Annotated in this window: 15 protein-coding genes; 9 read left to right on the top strand and 6 right to left on the bottom strand. The window is 69.0% G+C overall.

Annotated features, from left to right (window positions below; translation table 11 throughout):
* Positions 1 to 38: 38 nt before the first annotated feature.
* Positions 39 to 374: an RNA polymerase-binding protein RbpA gene (rbpA, locus tag ACJH6J_RS10320; protein WP_155898818.1), complete on the bottom strand. Its 336-nt coding sequence runs from the start codon at positions 372 to 374 to the stop codon at positions 39 to 41.
* A gap of 128 nt (positions 375 to 502) precedes the next feature.
* On the opposite strand from rbpA, the gene ACJH6J_RS10315 reads away from it, so the two are divergent.
* The 4 genes from ACJH6J_RS10315 to ACJH6J_RS10300 all read left to right on the top strand — a co-directional run bounded on the left by ACJH6J_RS10315 (position 503) and on the right by ACJH6J_RS10300 (position 4,084).
* Positions 503 to 829 (top strand): hypothetical protein, encoded by a 327-nt coding sequence (locus tag ACJH6J_RS10315; RefSeq protein ID WP_029119937.1) that lies wholly within the window; start codon positions 503 to 505, stop codon positions 827 to 829.
* 32 nt (positions 830 to 861) lie between these two features.
* Positions 862 to 1,500 (top strand): DNA-directed RNA polymerase subunit beta, encoded by a 639-nt coding sequence (locus tag ACJH6J_RS10310; protein ID WP_318986294.1) that lies wholly within the window; start codon positions 862 to 864, stop codon positions 1,498 to 1,500.
* 275 nt (positions 1,501 to 1,775) lie between these two features.
* A complete protein-coding gene (locus ACJH6J_RS10305) occupies positions 1,776 to 3,236 on the top strand; it encodes an ATP-binding protein (protein ID WP_406801770.1) in 1,461 nt (486 codons plus the stop codon).
* Positions 3,233 to 4,084: a patatin-like phospholipase family protein gene (locus tag ACJH6J_RS10300; protein WP_318986296.1), complete on the top strand. Its 852-nt coding sequence runs from the start codon at positions 3,233 to 3,235 to the stop codon at positions 4,082 to 4,084. The genes ACJH6J_RS10305 and ACJH6J_RS10300 overlap by 4 nt, the downstream gene beginning before the upstream one ends.
* An 18-nt stretch (positions 4,085 to 4,102) precedes the next feature.
* Here ACJH6J_RS10300 and ACJH6J_RS10295 read toward each other — a convergent pair whose 3' ends face one another.
* Positions 4,103 to 4,846, bottom strand: coding sequence for a hypothetical protein (locus ACJH6J_RS10295; RefSeq protein WP_244872863.1), 744 nt, complete (start codon positions 4,844 to 4,846; stop codon positions 4,103 to 4,105).
* 36 nt (positions 4,847 to 4,882) lie between these two features.
* Between ACJH6J_RS10295 and ilvA the strand changes: the two genes are divergently transcribed.
* Entirely contained in the window at positions 4,883 to 6,166 is a 1,284-nt protein-coding gene (ilvA, locus tag ACJH6J_RS10290) for a threonine ammonia-lyase IlvA (RefSeq protein WP_212813916.1), read from the top strand.
* On the opposite strand, the gene treZ is transcribed toward ilvA, so the two are convergent.
* The 4 genes from treZ to ACJH6J_RS10270 are packed head-to-tail and all read right to left on the bottom strand — an operon-like array spanning position 6,163 to position 14,433.
* On the bottom strand, positions 6,163 to 7,881 hold the full coding sequence (gene treZ / locus ACJH6J_RS10285) for a malto-oligosyltrehalose trehalohydrolase (RefSeq protein ID WP_212813918.1): 1,719 nt from the start codon (positions 7,879 to 7,881) through the stop codon (positions 6,163 to 6,165). The two genes, ilvA and treZ, sit on opposite strands and share 4 nt — an antisense overlap.
* Positions 7,874 to 10,147 carry a malto-oligosyltrehalose synthase gene (gene treY, locus ACJH6J_RS10280; protein WP_212813920.1) on the bottom strand — a complete coding sequence of 758 codons (2,274 nt, stop codon included), beginning with the start codon at positions 10,145 to 10,147 and terminating at the stop codon, positions 7,874 to 7,876. Before treY ends, treZ begins: the two co-directional genes overlap by 8 nt.
* Positions 10,147 to 12,270: a glycogen debranching protein GlgX gene (gene glgX, locus ACJH6J_RS10275; RefSeq protein ID WP_212813922.1), complete on the bottom strand. Its 2,124-nt coding sequence runs from the start codon at positions 12,268 to 12,270 to the stop codon at positions 10,147 to 10,149. The genes treY and glgX overlap by 1 nt, the downstream gene beginning before the upstream one ends.
* Before the next feature lie 9 nt (positions 12,271 to 12,279).
* Complete coding sequence (locus ACJH6J_RS10270) at positions 12,280 to 14,433, bottom strand: acyltransferase family protein (protein ID WP_212813924.1); 2,154 nt, start codon at positions 14,431 to 14,433, stop codon at positions 12,280 to 12,282.
* Positions 14,434 to 14,545: 112 nt separating this feature from the next.
* Here ACJH6J_RS10270 and ACJH6J_RS10265 point away from each other — a divergent pair, with 112 nt between their 5' ends.
* The 4 genes from ACJH6J_RS10265 to ACJH6J_RS10250 are packed head-to-tail and all read left to right on the top strand — an operon-like array spanning position 14,546 to position 18,219.
* Positions 14,546 to 15,838, top strand: a complete 1,293-nt coding sequence (locus ACJH6J_RS10265; RefSeq protein WP_212813926.1) for an adenosylmethionine--8-amino-7-oxononanoate transaminase — start codon at positions 14,546 to 14,548, stop codon at positions 15,836 to 15,838.
* 38 nt (positions 15,839 to 15,876) lie between these two features.
* Positions 15,877 to 17,019, top strand: a complete 1,143-nt coding sequence (locus ACJH6J_RS10260; RefSeq protein WP_212813928.1) for an 8-amino-7-oxononanoate synthase — start codon at positions 15,877 to 15,879, stop codon at positions 17,017 to 17,019.
* Positions 17,016 to 17,708 carry a dethiobiotin synthase gene (gene bioD / locus ACJH6J_RS10255; protein ID WP_212813930.1) on the top strand — a complete coding sequence of 231 codons (693 nt, stop codon included), beginning with the start codon at positions 17,016 to 17,018 and terminating at the stop codon, positions 17,706 to 17,708. Before ACJH6J_RS10260 ends, bioD begins: the two co-directional genes overlap by 4 nt.
* Position 17,709: 1 nt before the next feature.
* Positions 17,710 to 18,219, top strand: a complete 510-nt coding sequence (locus tag ACJH6J_RS10250; protein ID WP_318986299.1) for a 2'-5' RNA ligase family protein — start codon at positions 17,710 to 17,712, stop codon at positions 18,217 to 18,219.
* Positions 18,220 to 18,320: the final 101 nt, after the last annotated feature.

Raw genomic sequence — 18,320 nt, 5'->3', positions numbered from 1 at the left:
AAGCCCCGCCTCACGGCGGGGCTTTTCTGTTGGCGCGATCAGCCGCGGCGGCGGGTCTTGATCAGCTCCAGGCGCTCCTTGAGCAGCTCTTCGAGCTCCTCGATGGAACGACGCTCGAGCAGCATGTCCCAGTGGGTACGCGGCGGCTTGACCTTCTTGGGCTCAGGAACGTCACCCTCGATCAGGGTGCCTTCCATGCCGTTCTTGCACGCCCAGGTGCCGGGGATCTCCGCGTCGTCGGCGAACGGAACTTCGAATTCCTCGCCGTTGTCGGTGCGGTAGCGGGCCACCTGCCGCGGTGCCAGGTCATGGTTGCGGTCGGTCTCGTAGCTCACAGCTCCGAGGCGACTGCCTCGCAGGACACGATCAGCCATCGAAAATCACTCCCTTGGTATAGCGACAGGGAATCAACGCAGGCCAGCGCCGTGAAGTTCCCGACTCGATTGTCCATGATACCGGGGTTCGGCCGCCCGCCGGATACAGTCACGATCGTGAGGCGGACATGAAGCGCTCGAAGGCCCAGCCGTGCCGGTGGTGTGGCCGGGAGGTGGCCGACGCGGGCATGGGCCGTCGTCGCCAGTACTGCCGTCAGTCGTGCCGGCAGCGGGCCTACGAGCAGCGGGCGATGGTCAAGGGCACCAACCTGGCCGAGGACTCGGTGGTGCTCAGTGCAGAGGAAGCGGCGGCGCTCTCCGACCGCGTTTATCAGGTACGGTGTGCGGCCGAGGACGTTGCGACCGCAGTTGCCGAAGGCGCCGGACCCACGGAATTGAAAGAGCTGTGTGAGGTGCTGCTGCAGGCCGCCAAAGACGCCGACGGATGGCGCTGACGGCGCGCACCGCGGCGGGAAAGAAATAGTGCATGACTGACGACCGTCGGCGGGTACACAAGCCGACCAAGTTCCTGGGCCGCGGCTTCGAGGCGTTCCACGACGTCGAGGATCCCGTCCAGGACAGTCGCGTCGCCCACGAGACCGCGGCGGCGCTGCTGGAACGTGTGCGCAGCTATCCGGACCCTGACGTGGTCTCCCGGCTCGTGGCGTACACCGATGAGCACGGCATCGAGACCATCGCCGAGTTGTGGGCGGGTGCCGGGGCACGCAGCCTGCCCGGTGCGCTGTGGCGCGTCTATCTGCTGCGGCTGTCGATCCGCACCGACCCCTACTCGGCCAGCCTGATGTTCGGCCGCGGCACGGAGGTGCTGCATTCGATCGACCCCGTGGTCGCGGGTGCGGAGACGCCCGTCGGGCCGACCGAGATCCGTGAGCTCGCCGACCGGATCCTGCGCGGCGTCTTCGAGGGTGATTTCGCCGTGGCGCTGGAGCGCGCGGCAGCCTATTGCCGCGTCAGTGCGGCCGGCTGCACGAGCCTGGCCGAGGACGCGACGACGACGGCGCCGGAGCGCGCCGCAGAGCTGACCGACCGCGCGGTGACGTTCACCCGGATCGCCAACGAGCTGCATGCCGCAGCCGGTTTGTGGCGCACCGATTCGCTGGATTGACGCTGTCGCCGACACTGTCGGCCGAAGGCGCTGGAGAAGTTAAAGCCAGACCGCAGAACGCCTCTCGGCGGTAGGCCGCTCGTGGCGGCGAAATTTGGGGCCCGGGGTTACTGCGGCCTGGCGCTGTTCACTCTAGCGGATGTTCCGGTGGGGTGAGCAATTCCGTGACGGGCGCCACGGGGCGTCGACGCCTCCGGTGCGGGACCGCGAATGACGCAGATGGGATTGACCCGAATGACCGCGGCACATCGGCCCGGCGGGCTTAGTGTGTCGGCGTGACAGACGTCGGTGATGACCTGCAGCAGTGCCTACCCGAGGAGCTGAAGGCACTGTTCCTTTTCGAGTCGTTGTCGGACGAGCAGTTGGCGCAGCTCTGTCGCGCCGGTCATGTCGAGGTCTTCGGCCCGGGCCCGGTCATCACCGAAGGTGACCCCGTCACGCCGCTGCGGGTCCTGATCGACGGCGAGTTGGTGCTCTCGAAGCGCGCCGGCGACCGGGAACTGGAGATCGACCGAACGTCGCAGCCCGGCGTCTACTTCGGTGCCCGGTCGGCGTTCAGCCCCGTCGGGCACGGCCGGAACCGGTTCTCGGTGCGGGCCACCCGGCGGACGCGCTTCTTCGTCATGCCCGCCGACGAATTCGGCGATTTCGTCAAGACCCAGTTTCCGATGGCTGTTCATCTCATCGATGGACTGGCGGAGACCGCGGAGAAGCAGCACCGCGTCGCCGACGAACGGGACCGGATGCTGGCGCTCGGACAGCTGTCGGCCGGACTGACGCACGAACTCAACAACCCGGTGGCGGCCGTCGTCCGCGCCGCAACCGACCTGCGCAGCCGGCTGGATGCTCTCCTGGTGCCCCTGATGAACGGCGAATTCGGCAGCGCGGCAACGGCTTTCCTGGTCGGTGCGCAGACCGACGTGATCGCGAAGGTCGCTGCTGTGTCGGCCCGGCCGCTGTCGGCGATGCAGGCCAGCGACCTCGAGGACGAGGTCGGGGACTGGTTGTCCAGCCAGGGCATAACGGACGCCTGGGACATGGCGCCGACGTTCGTCGAGGCCGGACTGGATTGCGACTGGCTCGAACAGCTGGTGCCGGCCGGCCAACGACCGGACTGGTTGCCGCGTGCGGTGGCGTGGCTGCGGCACCGGGTCGAAACCGAACTGTTGACGCATCAGATTCATGAGGCGGCCCAACGGATTTCCGGCCTGGTCGCCGACGTCAAGCAGTACACCCAGCTGAACAGCGCGCCGTTCCAGTTCGCCGACGTCGACGCGCTTCTGACCAGTACCCTGCGGATGTTCGCCGGGCGGATCGGCGCGGGCACAGCGGTCGAGGTGATCACGGACTTCGGCCCGTCGATACCCGAATTGCTCTGCTATCCAGCCGAACTCAATCAGGTGTGGACGCACCTCATCGAGAACGCCATCGCCGCCATGCGGCCGGCCGGCTCGGGCAGACTCACGGTGCGCAGCCGATTCGAGGACGATGCGGTCCGGATTGAGATCAGTGACACCGGCAGCGGGATTCCGGCCGACATCCGCGGGCGCATTTTCGACCCGTTCTTCACCACGAAACCGCTCGGCGAAGGGACCGGCCTGGGCCTGCACCTGGCCCGGCAGATCGTCGTCGACCGGCACCGCGGGGAGCTGTTCGTGGCCTCACAACCGGGCGACACCACGTTCGTCGTGCGGCTTCCGTTACGACCCGCGCCGGAGGACGGAGAGGGACCATGACGACGGCGTTCGTGCTGTCCGGCGGTGGCAGCCTGGGGTCCATCCAGGTCGGCATGCTGCTGGGGCTCGCCGAGGCCGGCATCAAGCCGGATCTGATCGTCGGCACCTCCGTCGGTGCCCTCAACGGCGGCTGGATCGCCGGGCGGTCCGACCACGACGGTGCCCTGGCGCTGGCCGACCTCTGGCGGACGCTGTCGCGCCGCAAAGTGTTCCCGACCAGCCCGAGTATGGGACTGCTGGGGTTCCTCGGGCGCCGGCCGCATCTGGTCTCCGACATCGGGATCCGCACCCTGCTGCGGCAGAATCTGCGGTTCCGCCGGCTGCAGGACGCGCCGACGCCGCTGCACGTGGTGGCCACCGACGTGCTCTCCGGGCAGGACGTCCTCCTGTCGTCGGGCGACGCCGTAGACGCGATCGTCGCCAGCGCCGCCATCCCGGCGGTCCTGCCGCCGGTGCGGATCGGCGGACGCGATCTGGTCGACGGTGGCGTGGTGAACAACACACCGCTGTCCTATGCGGTGGAACTGGGCGCGACCGAGGTGTGGGTGCTGCCGACGGGTTACTCGTGCGCCATGCCACAACCGCCCCGGGCGGCGCTGGCGATGGCGATGCACGCGTTCACGCTGGCGATCAACCGGCGGCTGGCGACGGACGTCGAGCGGTTCGAGGCATTGGTCGAACTGCATGTGGTGCCGCCGTTGTGTCCGGTGCGGGTGTCGCCGATCGACTTCTCCCGCTCGGGTGAACTCATCGAACGGTCGCTCGAGTCGACGCGACGCTGGTTGCCGACCACCCGCCCCGAGGTGGGGCAGGCCGAGCTGCTGGAACCGCACCGCGACTGCGGCTGAATCCGGCGTACCGGGGCCCTACTTCAGCACGTTGACCGCACGCGCGATGACGAGCGCGGTCGTCGAGATCGAGACCAGCGACTGCAGCGTCATCATCATCTTGGCCCACCGGGACAGCGGCATGGTGTCTGTGGGCGAGAACGCCACGACGTTGGTGTAGCTGACGTACAGGTAGTCGACAAATGTTGGGCGCCAACCGGGTTCGGCGTTCTGCGGATCGCTCATCTGGGGGAACTGGAAGTCCGGGTACGGGTCGTCGCCGGACCGCCGGGCGAACGGCCCACCGCGGTCCAGCTCCCAGAACCAGATGCCGAACACGATGACGTTGGTGATGAAGATCGCCGCGCCGCTGCCCAGCAACAGCCCGGCATTGTTGGAGACCTGACCGGACAGGATGTGGACGTCGAGGACGATCGCCGACGTCGTGTTGTCGGCGGTGATGGCCGCCGTCAGCAGCCACATCGCCCACTTGCCGACGGTGGTCTCCCGGGACATCCGCACCGGGTTGATGATCAGCAGCACGACCACGAGCAGGAGTTCCAGGCCGATCAGCGGCCAGCGGGGCACCACGGTGTACTGCTCGGGGACGGACCATTGCAGCAGGACCGCGCCGAGGATGGCGGCGATCACCGGTAGCCGGTTCTCGGGCGCGCCGGGCCGCAGCCAGGACGGCACGTGGTGTTCCGCGCTGCTCGTCAGGCGGTGGGTGCGCTCGACGAATGTCCTGACCGCCGGCGGCAAGGGTTCTGGAGTGGGGTCCATGCGCTCAGTTTTGCACCGAGATGACACCATTAGACGGTGTCTGCCGAGCTGAGCCAGGGAACCCACAGGACGTCGCCGCTTGCCGCGGCCGACATCGATGCGGCTGCCCGGCGAATTTCCTCGGTGGTCACCCGCACCCCGCTGCAGTACAGCGATCGGCTGTCGGCGCTGACCGGCGCCCAGGTGTACCTCAAGCGTGAGGACCTGCAGGCGGTGCGCTCGTACAAACTGCGGGGTGCCTACAACCTGCTGATGCAGCTCTCCGACGAGGAGAAGGCCGCCGGCGTGGTGTGCTCGTCGGCGGGCAACCACGCCCAGGGTTTCGCGCTGGCCTGCCGCTCGATGGGTGTGCACGGCCGCGTCTACGTCCCGGCCAAGACCCCCAAACAGAAGCGGGACCGCATCCGCTACCACGGCGGTGACTTCATCGAGCTGATCGTCGGCGGCGCCACCTACGACCTGGCCGCCGAGGCCGCGCTCGAGGACGTCGCCCGGACGGGGGCCACGCTGGTCCCGCCGTACGACGACCTGCGCACCATGGCCGGGCAGGGCACCATCGCCGTCGAGATCCTCGAGCAGCTGGACGGCGAGCCCGACCTGGTGATCGTGCCGGTCGGCGGCGGCGGCTGCATCAGCGGCATCACCACCTACCTGACCGCGCACACCAAGGCGACCGCCGTGCTCGGCGCCGAGCCCGCCGGTGCGGCGTCGATGATCGCGGCGCTGGCCAAGGGCGAGCCGGTCACGCTGGAGCACGTCGACCAGTTCGTCGACGGCGCGGCGGTGGCGCGGGCCGGGGAGCTGACCTACGCGGCGCTCGCCGCGGCCGGCGACATGGTGTCGGTGACGACCGTCGACGAAGGCGCGGTGTGCACCGCGATGCTCGACCTGTACCAGAACGAGGGCATCATCGCCGAGCCCGCGGGCGCGCTGTCCGTGGCGGCGTTGATGGAGAACGGTGTCGAGGCCGGCTCGACGGTCGTGTGCCTGATCTCCGGTGGCAACAACGACGTCTCGCGCTACGGCGAGGTGCTCGAGCGGTCACTGGTGCACCTGGGTCTCAAGCATTACTTCCTGGTGGACTTCCCGCAGGAGCCCGGCGCGCTGCGGCGGTTCCTGGACGAGGTGCTCGGGCCCAACGACGACATCACCCTGTTCGAATACGTCAAGCGCAACAACCGGGAGACCGGCGCGGCGCTCGTCGGCATCGAACTCGGGTCGGCCGCCAACTTCGACGGACTGCTCGAGCGGATGCACAATTCGGGCATCCACGTGGAGCCGTTGGAGCCGGGGTCACCGGCGTACCGTTACCTGACCTAGGGGCGTCGACGGAGGACCGCGAAGCTGTGGCCGGGCAGTGTCGTGGCGGTTGTCCCGATCTGAGGCTCGGCCGAGGACAGGACCGACTCACCGGTGACGGGTACGGCAACGGGCTGTTCGCCGAGGTTGCACGCCACGGCGAACGCACCACGATGCATCACGATCCAGCGGTCGGCCTCGTCGAACTCGACGCGCAGGTGGTCCAGCCACGGGTCGGCGAAGTCGGGTTCGGTGCGCCGCAACGTGATCAGGTCGCGGTAGAGCTGCAGCAGGCGGGCGTGCTCGCCGGTGCCGACCTCGTCCCAGTCGAGTTTGGAACGCTGAAACGTCGCCGGATCCTGCGGATCGGGGATGTCGTCGGCGGCCCAGCCGTGATCGGCGAACTCGGCCTTGCGGCCCTCGGCCGTCGCGCGCGCGAGTTCGGGTTCGGGATGTGAACTGAAGAACTGGAACGGTGTCGACGCGCCCCACTCCTCGCCCATGAAAAGCATTGCCGTATAGGGCGATCCGAGGACCAGCGCGGCCTTGATCGCCAGCTGCCCGAAGTCGAGGTTCTGCGACGGGCGGTCACCGATCGCCCGGTTGCCCACCTGGTCGTGCGTGCAGGTGTAGGCCAGCAGCCGGGTGGCCGGAATGCTCGTGGTGTCCAGCGCCCGGCCGTGGCGCCGGCGGCGGAACGACGAGTAGGTGCCGGCGTGGAAGAAGCCGCGGGCCAGGGTGGTGGCGAGCGTCTGCATCGACCCGAAATCGGCGTAGTAGCCCTGTCGTTCTCCGGACACCGCGGTGTGGATGGCGTGGTGGATGTCGTCGTCCCACTGGGCGGCGAGTCCGTAGCCGCCCTGGTCCCGCGGGGTGATCAGCCGCGGGTCGTTGAGGTCGCTTTCGGCGATCAGTGCCAGTGGGCGGCCGAGTTCGGTTGCCAGCGCATCGGTTTCGGCGGCCAGCTCTTCCAGCAGGTGAACGGCTGTGGTGTCGACCAGCGCGTGTACCGCATCCAGCCGCAGGCCGTCGATGCCGAAGTCCCGCATCCAGCGCAGGGCGCAGTCGATGATGTACCGGCGCACCGGATCGGAGTCGGCGGCGGCGATGTTGATCGCCTCGCCCCACGGCGTCCGGCCCACGGTCAGGTACGGCCCGAACTTGGGTAGGTAATTCCCCGATGGGCCGAGGTGATTGAACACCGCGTCGAGCAGCACGCCCAGGCCCCGCTGGTGGCAGGCGTCGACGAAGCGCACGAGACCCGAAGGGCCGCCATAGGGTTCGTGCACGGCGTACCACAGCACGCCGTCGTAGCCCCAGCCGTGACTGCCGCTGAAGGCGTTGACCGGCATGAGTTCGACGAAGTCCACGCCGAGGCCGACGAGGTGGTCCAGCCGTTCAATGGCGGCGTCGAACGTGCCGGCCGGGGTGAACGTGCCGACGTGCAGTTCGTAGATCACCGTGCCGTCGATGGTGCGGCCGGGCCAGGGGGCCGGCGGCGCGGGCGTCCACAGCTGTGAAAGTCCGTGTACGCCATCAGGTTGCCGCGGCGAGCGGGGGTCGGGCAGCGGTTCGGAGTCGTCGACGACGAAGCCGTAGCGGGCGTCGGCCGGCACGTCGACGGTGACGCGCCACCACCCGTCGTCGGAGCGGGTCATGGGGTAGCGGGCCCCGTCGGCGTCGAGAGTCACGTTGTCGGGTGTGGGCGCCCAGACCGAGAATTCGTGGTCAGCCACGGGCTTTCTCCAGAAGTACGCCCGGCAGTTCGGCGAACAGTGCGTCGGCGGTGACGGTGCCCGACCAGGTGCGGCCGGTCAGCCGGTCGGTCCAGTCGCCGGCGGGCAGTGCGAGAGTGGTTTCGGCGCAGTCGGATTCGTCGAGCTTGAGTGTCCAGCGGGGGACGACAACCAGGACATCGGTACCCCGCTGGAACGCGATCACGTGGTCGGCGGCGGGACCGTCGGCGGTGACGGGCGTGTACTCGCCCGACAGGTACGTCGCCGGCCGCTCCCGGCGTGACCGCAACGCTGCCGCGACGACCCGAATCTTGGGGTGGTGCAAGGTGTCGAGCTCACTCTGTCGGAGAGCGAAATCCACCGGACGGCGATTGTCGGGGTCCACCAGGCTGTCGTCGAAGAGTTCGGTGCCCTGGTAGATGTCGGGGATGCCCGGCACCGTCAGCGCGAGCAGCTTTTGCGCGACGGCGTCGCAACGTGCGGCCTCGTCGAGCTGACCGACGAACGTGGTGACCTCGCCCGCTATCGGCCCGTCGATCAGCGCATCGATCCAGTCGTGGACAGCATCTTCGAACTCGCGGTCCGGCTGTTCCCAATTGGTGTGCAGCTCGGCTTCGCGGATCGCCTTCTCCGCATAGGAGTGCAGCCGCGCGCGGACGGTGTCTCCGACTTCGCCGGCGGCCGGCCACACGCCGATGATGTTCTGCCACAGGAACAATCCGGTGCCCTCGTCGGGCGGCACGCACACCGTGTTCCAGCGGTTCACGCGCTGGGCCCATGGCTCCGCGCACTGGGACAGCACCGTGATGCGGGCCCGCACATCCTCGCCGCGTTTGGTGTCGTGGGTGGACAGCGTCACCATGGTCGTCGGCCAGTCGCGGGCGCGCGCGGCGGCGCGCTGGTGAAACTCGGCCGTGCTCATCCCGAATCGTTCCGGTGTGCCACCGACCTCGTTCAGCGACACCAGCCGAGCGTCACGGTAGAACAGGGTGTCCTCGATCGCCTTGGCCGTCGTCGCACCGCACAACTGCTGCAACCGGGCCGCCGGTTCGGGCTGCTCGAGTGCGGTGACGACCAGTTGCAGAGCCGATGCCAGTTCTGGTGCCGCTTCGATGGTTTCGTTGATGGCCTCGGGCAGCACCGCGGACAGCACCCGATAGTCGGTGCGATACACGCCGACGCGGCTGACCAGTTGGGCGATGGCAGTCGGTAGGGCCGGATCGTCGGCCCCGGCTGCCCGCACGATCGCGCGATGCAGCCGGGCCAGTTCGCTCGCCAGCGTCTCGGTGGCGACCCTGATCTTGAGTTCCGCGGCATCGGAACGGGTTTCGCGGGCCAGCTCGGTGAGCGTGGCGGCCCCGTCCGGGTCGACGAAGAGTCCGCCGATTTCCCGTAGCGCGTCATAGCCGGTGGTGCCCGCGATGGGCAGGCCGGGGTCCAGCGGCTCGTCGGCGGCCAGGATCTTCTCGGCGACGATCCAGGCGTCGTCTCCGGCCAGTTCGCGCAGCCGGGCGAGATAGCCTGCGGGATCGGTCAACCCGTCGATGTGGTCGACCCGCAGCCCGTCCACCAGGTGCTCGCGGAACCAGCGCCCGATCTCGGCGTGGCTGGCGTCGAACACGTCGAGGTCCTCTTGGCGCACCGCCGCCAGCGAGGTGATGGAGAAGAACCGTCGGTAGCCACAGGAGCCGGACTGCCAGCCCGTCAGCCGGTACGCCTGCCTGGCGTAGACCTCGGCGGCTGTGCCCGTGCCGGTGCCGGGACGGATCGGCCAGGTCCGGTCACCCAGTCGCAGCACGTCACCGTCGACGGCGAGATCGTCGACGTCAGAGTCGGAACCCAGCACCGGCAACACGATTCGGCCGTCGGGGTCCAGGTCCCAGTCGATGTCGAAGTACCGGGCGAAGCGCGATGCCTGGCCGTGGGTCAAGACGTCCCACCACCATGGATTCTGCTCGGGCTGTTCGACGCCGACGTGGTTCGGCACGATGTCGATGACGAGCCCCATGCCGCGCGCCCGCGCCGCGGCGGACAGCCGGGAAAAGCCCTCTGGCCCGCCGAGTTCCGCCGACACCGCGGTGGGGTCGGTGACGTCGTAGCCGTGCGTCGAGCCGGTCACGGCGGTCAGGACCGGCGAGAGATACAGGTGCGAGACGCCGAGATCGTCGAGGTAGGGCAGTAGCGCCACCGCCTCGTCGAAAGTCATTCCGTCGCTGCGCATCTGCAGCCGGTACGTGGCGACTACGGGCGAGACCGGCACTGTCATCACGCCGTCTTACGCAACACCAGTAGTGAACGGGCCTGCAGGGAGATCGTCTCACCGGCGGCGGCCACCAGTTCGGTGTGGCCGTGTGGGTCCGCGGTGTCCAGCGCCGCCGCCCAGCTCGCTCCGTAGTCCGCGCCGGGAATCACGAAATCGAGTGCCTCGTCGTGGGCGTTGAAGCACAGCAGGAACGAGTCGTCGGTGACCCGTTCACCGCGGGCGTTGGGTTCGGGTATCGCGTCGCCGTTGAGGAACACCGTGATGCTCTTGCCGAAGCCGGAATCCCAGTCCTCGAGCGTCATCTCGTCGCCGGCGGGGGTCAGCCAGGCGATGTCGCGCACCTGCCCGGTGCTGCGCACCGGCTGCCCGGCCAGGAACCGGCGGCGCCGGAACACCGGGTGCTTGCGCCGGAACGCCACCACGGTGCGGGTGAATTCCAGCAGCGCCGCGTTGGTCTCGCACATGGTCCAGTCCATCCACGACAGTGGGTTGTCCTGGCAGTAGACGTTGTTGTTGCCCTGCTGGGTGCGCCCGATCTCGTCACCGTGACTGATCATCGGGGTGCCCTGCGACAGCATCAGCGTCGCGAAGATGTTGCGGCGCTGCCGCTCCCGCAGCTCGAGGATCTCGGGGTCGTCGGTCGGGCCCTCGACACCGCAGTTCCAGGAGCGGTTGTGGCTCTCGCCGTCCCGGTTGTCCTCGCCGTTGGCCTCGTTGTGCTTCTCGTTGTAGGACACCAGGTCGGTCAGCGTGAAGCCGTCGTGGCAGGTGACGAAGTTGATGCTCGCACTCGGCCGCCGGCCGGTCGCCTCGTACAGGTCCGAGGAACCGGTCAGCCGCGAGGCGAACTCGCCCAGGGTCGCGGGCTCGCCCCGCCAATAGTCGCGCACAGTGTCGCGGTATTTCCCGTTCCACTCGGTCCACAAACCTGGGAAGTTGCCGACCTGGTAGCCGCCCTCGCCGACATCCCACGGCTCGGCGATCAGTTTCACCTGGCTGATCACCGGATCCTGTTGCACCAGATCGAAAAACGCCGAGAGGCGGTCCACGTCGTAGAACTCCCGGGCCAGCGTGGAGGCGAGGTCGAACCGGAAGCCGTCGACGTGCATCTCCAGTACCCAGTACCGCAGCGAATCCATGATCAGCTGCAGGGTGTGGGGGTGGCGGGCGTTGAGGCTGTTGCCGGTGCCGGTGAAGTCCTTGTAGAGCGAGAGGTCGTCGTCATCGAGCCGGTAGTAGGCGGCGTTGTCGATGCCGCGGAAGTTCAGCGTCGGGCCGAGGTGGTTGCCTTCGGCGGTGTGGTTGTAGACCACGTCGAGAATGACTTCGATGCCGGCTTCGTGGAACGACTTCACCATGGTCTTGAACTCGGCGACGGCGCTGCCGGCGTGCTGGTTCCACGAGTACTGGTAGTGCGGCGCGAAGAAGCCGAACGTGTTGTAGCCCCAGTAGTTTCGCAGCCCCAGGTCCAGTAGCCGGTGGTCGTGCAGGAACTGGTGCACCGGCATCAGCTCGATGGCGGTGACGCCGAGCGACCGCAGATGCTCGATGATCGCCGGGTGGGCGAGTCCGGCGTAGGTGCCGCGCAGTTCCTCGGGGATCGCCGGGTGCGTCTGCGTCATGCCCTTGACGTGGGCCTCGTAGATCACCGTCTCGTGGTACGGCGTTCGGGGCAGCCGGTCGTTGTCCCAGTTGAAGAACGGGTTGATCACCACGCTGGTCATGGTGTGCCCCAGCGAATCAACGCCTGCGGGTTCGCCGGTGGCCGACGGCTCGGCCAGATCGTACGAGTACAGCGCCTGGCCGAAGTCGAAGTCGCCGTGGAAGGACTTGCCGTAGGGGTCGAGCAGCAGCTTGCTCGGATCGCAGCGGTGTCCGTTCGCGGGGTCCCACGGCCCGTACACCCGGAATCCGTAGCGCTGCCCGGGCGTCACGGCCGGCAGGTAGCAGTGCCACACGTAGCTGTCGACCTCGTCGAGGTTGACGCGTTCCTCGGTGCCGTCCTTCGCGATCAGGCACAGCTCGACGCGCTCGGCGACTTCCGAGAACACCGAGAAATTGGTGCCGGAACCGTCGTAGGTCGCACCGAGGGGATAGGCGCTACCCGGCCAGACGCCAACAACCATGAAGGCAGCTCACCACCAGCCGGTGGCAGCCCCGACCTGGCGGCCGAGTTCGGCGGTCATGGTGCGCATGTAGGTGGCGGACAGGTGATGAGAGTCGTGGTACAGCAACACATTTCCCTCCACAGCGCGGCAGATGTCAGGGCGGCACACCGCGTCACTCATGTCGAGCGGTTTCAACAGTGGGAACTGCGCGACGAAATCGAGGGTCGGGTTGTGGTCGGACAGTACCTCGGAGCGGGCGATGCCGCAGGACGTCGAATTGCCGCCGCTGGCAAGGCAGTCGGCCGGGAAGAACGGCTTACCGTCCCGGACCAGCCACGGAGTGTCACGCATGGCCAGAATCGGGATGTTCGCATCGGACAGGCGCTGCCAGATACCGATGTACGTGCCGGGCATCACGTCACCGGACTTGATGTTCCAGGGGCGTGTCGAGGTGGTGAAGACGAAGCTCGGGTGGTCGGCCACCAGCTTCGGCATGACGAGTTCGTTCCACTCGTAGCACTTCGGGTATGGCCGGTTGTCGCCCATCACCAGTGGGTTCTGCTCGGTCGACAGTGGGCAGCCCATCTTCAGATAGGTGACGACCTTGAAGTGATACCGCTTGCCGAGCAGGTCCAGCGCCGTGATCCAGTGTTCGGCGTGCGAGCCGCCGGCCAGCGCCACGGTGCGCGTGGCCGCGGTGTCGCCGTACGAGCAGTTGCGGATCGACAGGTCGTCGAAGTCGGCGATACAGCTGTCGGCCGTCGTGGCCGGCACGTCGTCCTTGGCCTCGAGCACCGTCGGGCGGAAGGGCAGTTTGGGCACCTTCAGATGGCGCAGCAGTGAGCGCGCTCCCGGGTAGTCGACGGGGTTGAGCGTGGCGAGTTCCTTGCCGTTGGCCCGCTCGATGTTCATGTGCTCGCGCCAGGTGAAGGCCGTCGCGGTGAGCGTCACGCCCATCACCGCGACAAGCGTCCCCAGCACCGCGGTGGGCCGCCGCAGCCCGGCGAATCCGGGTGAACCCGCCGTCGACGGCCGGCGCAGCGGGTTCTCCACGTAGCGGGTGGTGAGCCACGCCAGCACCCCGGAGACGAGTAGCACGGCGGTGCCGTCGACGAAGTGGGCCCGGCTGTGGCCGCTGTAGGCCAGCCAGAAGATCAGCAGCGGCCAGTGCCAGAGATACAGCGAGTACGCCATGGTGCCCAGCGACAGGAACGGGCCGGTGGCCAGGAGCCGGTTCGGCGCCGGCAGCCGCTCGGTGTGATTTGCGGCACTGAGGATGAAAAGCATGGTCGCGCCGACCGGAACCAGCGCCCACGGGCCGGGGAATTCCCGCACGCCGTCGATCAGGGCGCCGCACGACAGGATCGCCGCCAGCGCGACGGCCGACACCACGTTGCGCAGCCACATCGGCCACCGGACGGACGGCACCAGCGCGCCGACGAGAGCGCCGAGCAGCAGCTCCCAGGCCCGGGCGAAGCTGTCGTAGTAGGCGCTGACCTGGTCGGCCTGGTGCGCGAAGATCGCGTAGACGAACGACGCGACGGTCAGCACGCTGAGCAGCGCGATGAAGGCCGGCCGGAGCCGGTCGCCGAGCCTGCGCCGGAACAGGTAGGCGAAGCCGAAGATCAGCGCCAGGAACGCGACGTAGAACTGGCCCTGCACCGACATCGACCAGAGGTGCTGCAGCGGGCTGACGGATTCGCCGGCGCGCAGGTAGTTCGACGCGGTCTCGGCGAGTTCCCAGTTCTGGTAGTAGCCCAGGCTGGCCAGGCTCTGGTCGGCGAACGTCTCCCAGCGGGTCTGGGGCTGGATCACGATGGTCAGCACGGCGCCGGCGGCGAGCACGACGATGAGCGCCGGCAGCAGGCGACGGACCAGGCGGCGCAGCTGCGGACCGGGGGACAAGGGCGCATCCGGCGTCAGCGCGATCCGCAGGAGTTTGCCGCCGAAGAAGAAGCCGGACAGCGCAAGGAAGACGTCGACACCGCCGGAGACGCGGCCGAACCACACGTGAAAGGCCGCGACCATGGCGATGGCGATGCCGCGCAGGCCGTCCAGGTCGTGGCGGTAGAACGCGCTCGGCGCATTGCCCGCCGTGGCGTCCGCACCGCTGTCGGTGACGCGCGCGGCGTTGCCCGACCCGGGCTGCGACGCCGGCCGCGGTGCTGCAAGAGTCGTCATGGTCGGATGTCAATCTACCCAAGATCCAGGCCACGTTCATGTAACGGCGAGTCGCCCGCGTGCTGAGCACGCCCGTTTCGACGTGCTCGGCGGGCGATTAGGCTCGGTCCTCGTGCCAGCGCTGAACCCTGCCGAAATCTCGGCGATCGACACCGCCCACATCTGGCATCCGTACAGCACCATCGGCGCCGAGGCTTTGCCGGCGGTGGTTGCCACCGAGGCGCACGGCATCATGCTGACCCTCATCCACGAGGGCCGGCCGGTGCAGGTCATCGACGCGATGAGCTCGTGGTGGACGGCGGTGCACGGGCACGGGCATCCGGTGCTCGACGCCGCGATCACCCGGCAGCTGAGCCGCATGAACCACGTCATGTTCGGCGGCCTCACCCATGAGCCCGCGGCGCGCCTGGCGCAGCTGCTCGTCGAGATCACCCCGGCCGGTCTCGACACGGTGTTCTTCTCGGACTCCGGTTCGGTCTCCGTCGAGGTCGCCGCCAAGATGGCGCTGCAGTACCAGCGCAGCCGCGGCCTTCCCGGCCGGCACAAGCTGATGACGTGGCGCGGCGGCTACCACGGCGACACCTTCACCCCGATGAGCGTGTGCGACCCCGATGGCGGCATGCATTCGATCTGGACCGATGTCCTGATGCCCCAGATCTTCGCGCCGCGGGTGCCCACGGAGTTCGACCCGGCCTACGTCGCGGCCTTCGAGACCCAGCTGGCCGCCCATGTGGATGAGCTCGCAGCCGTCATCGTCGAGCCCGTTGTCCAGGGCGCCGGCGGCATGCGGTTCCACGACCCGCGGTACCTGACGGCGTTGCGCGACATCTGCACCCGGCACGACGTGCTGTTGATCTTCGATGAGATCGCGACCGGTTTCGGGCGGACGGGTGAGCTGTTCGCCGCGGACCACGCCGGCGTCAGCCCCGACATCATGTGCGTCGGCAAGGCGCTGACCGGTGGCTATGTGACGCTGGCGGCGACGCTGTGCACCGCCGAGATCGCGCGGGTGATCAGCTCGGGGGAGCCGGGAGCCCTCATGCACGGGCCGACGTTCATGGCCAACGCGTTGGCGTGCGCGGTGTCGGTGGCGGCCGTCGAGCTGCTGTTGAGCGAGGACTGGAAGACGCGCGTGGCGACCATCGCGGACGGGCTGCGGCGCGGCCTGGCACCGGCCGCCGACCTGCCGTCTGTCGCCGACGTGCGCGTGTTGGGCGCCATCGGCGTCGTCGAGATGCGCGAGCCCGTGGACATGCCGCTGGCCACCGTCACCGCGATCGAGCACGGGGTGTGGCTGCGGCCCTTCGGGAAGCTGCTGTACGTGATGCCGCCGTTCATCTGCACGCCCGACGAGATCGACCAGGTCACCTCTGCTGTGGTCGCCGTTGCCCGTGCGTTAACCTGAACACCGTTCAATTGCACTGGAGTCAGGAGAGCGCGCCGATGACCGATCACTCGCCGCTGGCCTGGCTCGCCGATGTCGAACGCCAGCGCCGGGCCGCGGGGCTGCGCCGGTCGCTGCGGGTCCGGCCCGCGGTGGCCACCGAACTGGACCTGGCGTCCAACGACTATCTCGGTCTGACGCAGCATCCCGACGTCATCGCGGGCGGCGTGACGGCGCTGCACACCTGGGGCGCGGGTTCCGGCGGATCGCGCCTGGTCACCGGCAACACCGAACTGCACGAGGAGTTCGAGGCCGAGCTGGCCGGCTTCATGGGCGCCGAGTCGGCGCTGGTGTTCTCGTCCGGCTACACCGCCAACATCGCGGCGGTGGCGGCGCTGTCGGGGCCGGGCTCACTGGTGGTGTCCGACGCCTACAGCCACGCCTCACTCGTGGACGCCTGTCGGCTGTCCCGAGCCCGTGTGGTGGTGTCCCCGCACAACGACGTCGGCGCCGTCGAGACCGCGCTGGTGAGCCGGTCCGAGGAGCGGGCCGTCGTGATCACCGATTCGGTGTTCTCCACCGACGGTGCCCTCGCGCCCTTGCGTGCCCTGCATGAGGTCTGCCGGCGGCACGGCGCGCTGCTGATCGTCGACGAGGCCCACGGTCTCGGCGTGCGCGGCACGGGCGGCCGCGGCCTGGTGCACGAGGTCGGCCTGGCCGGCGAGCCCGACATCGTGGTGACGACGACGCTGTCCAAGTCGCTGGGCAGCCAGGGTGGCGCGGTGCTCGGGCCCGCCGCGGTGCGGGCGCACCTCATCGATGCCGCGCGCACGTTCATCTTCGACACCGGTCTGGCTCCGGCCGCCGTCGGCGCCGCCCAGGCTGCGCTGCACGTCCTCATCGCCGAGCCCTGGCGGGCGCAGGCCGTGCTGACGCACGCCGCGACGCTGGCCCGGTTCGGCGGCGCCGTCCACACGCCCGATTCGGCCGTCGTCTCGGTGATCCTGGGCGACCCCGAGGTCGCGCTGGCCGCGGCGTCGGCATGCCTGGACCGCGGGGTCCGGGTCGGCTGCTTCCGGCCCCCGTCGGTGCCGGTCGGCACCTCGCGCCTGCGTCTGACGGCGCGCGCGTCGCTCGACGACACCGAACTGGATTTGGCCGGGCGGGTGCTCGGCGAGGTGCTCGCGCTGGTGCAGTCGTGACGCTGCTGCTGGTCGCCGGGACCGACACCGGCGTCGGCAAGACCATCGCCACCGCGGCGCTGGCCAGTGCCGCCCGCCAGGCCGGTCTGGACGTCGCGGTGTGCAAGGCGGTACAGACCGGCATCTCGCCGGCCGCCGGCCACGGCGATGACGATCTGGCCGAGGTGGGTCGTCTGGCGGACGTCACGTCGCTCGTGCCGGGCTGGCGCTATCCCGAACCGCTCGCGCCCGTCGCGGCCGCCGAATTGGCCGGCATGGAGCTGCCGACGCGCGACGAGCTGGTCGCTCTGGTCCGCAACGTCGACCGGCCCCGTCAGCTGACCCTCGTCGAGGGCGCCGGGGGACTGCTCGTCCAACTCGGTGCCGACGGCACGACGTTGCGCGACCTGGCCGTCGAACTCGGGGCCGCGGTCCTGGTCGTCGTCGCACCGGGCCTGGGCACCCTCAACCACACCGGTCTGACCGTCGAGTCGCTTGCCGCACACGGCATCGCGTGCGCCGGACTGGTGATCGGCAGTTGGCCGCAGGAGCCGGGGCTCGCGGAGTCGTCCAACCGGGGTGCGCTCGAGGACATCGCGCCGGTGCGCGCCGTGCTGCCCGCCGGCGCAGGCCGGTTGTCGACCCGGGACTTCGCTGCCGTGAGCGCGAAAGCGTTTGATCCGCAATGGGTTTCGAGTCTGGTCGGCTGACATGGTGCACTCGGTCGAGCTACTGTTCGACCTCGACACCGAGGCCGTGATCAGGCGCGCCTGGGACGACCTGCACGCGGCGGGGATCGCCGCTCAGCCGCCCGGCGCCCGCCCGCACGCCACCTTGTGTGTCGCCCAGCGGATCGACGAGGCGGTGGTGCCGGCGTTGGCCGGTGTCGCCGGGAGGTTCCCGTTCCGGGCCCGTCTCGGCGCCACGCTGGTGTTCGGCCGCTCCGCCGGAGTTCTGGCCCGTCTCGTGGTGCCCAGCGCTGACCTGCTCGACCTGCACGCCGAGGTCTGCGCGCTCGCCGCGCCGTATCTACGGCCGGGTCCCATGCCGCACGCCGAGCCGGGTGACTGGACGCCGCACGTCACCCTCGCGCGTCGCATCCCGCCGGACCGGCTTGCCCGGGCGCTCGGTGTCGCCGGCCGGCCGGCGGAGATCAGCGCCACCGCGACCCGACTGCGGCTGTGGAACGGTGACACCCGCACGGAGATTCTGCTCGGCTGACGTGCCCGTGCCGGCCGGAAATGTGCGTGACGTCTAGCACGAGGCGGTTGCCGCCACTTCGGCTGAAGCCAGGGACTCTTTCAGGCGGCCAGGCGTCCCTG

This window comes from Mycobacterium sp. SMC-18 (assembly GCF_045310895.1).
GTDB lineage: Bacteria > Actinomycetota > Actinomycetes > Mycobacteriales > Mycobacteriaceae > Mycobacterium.
This window is presented reverse-complemented; position numbering and strand designations above follow the sequence as displayed.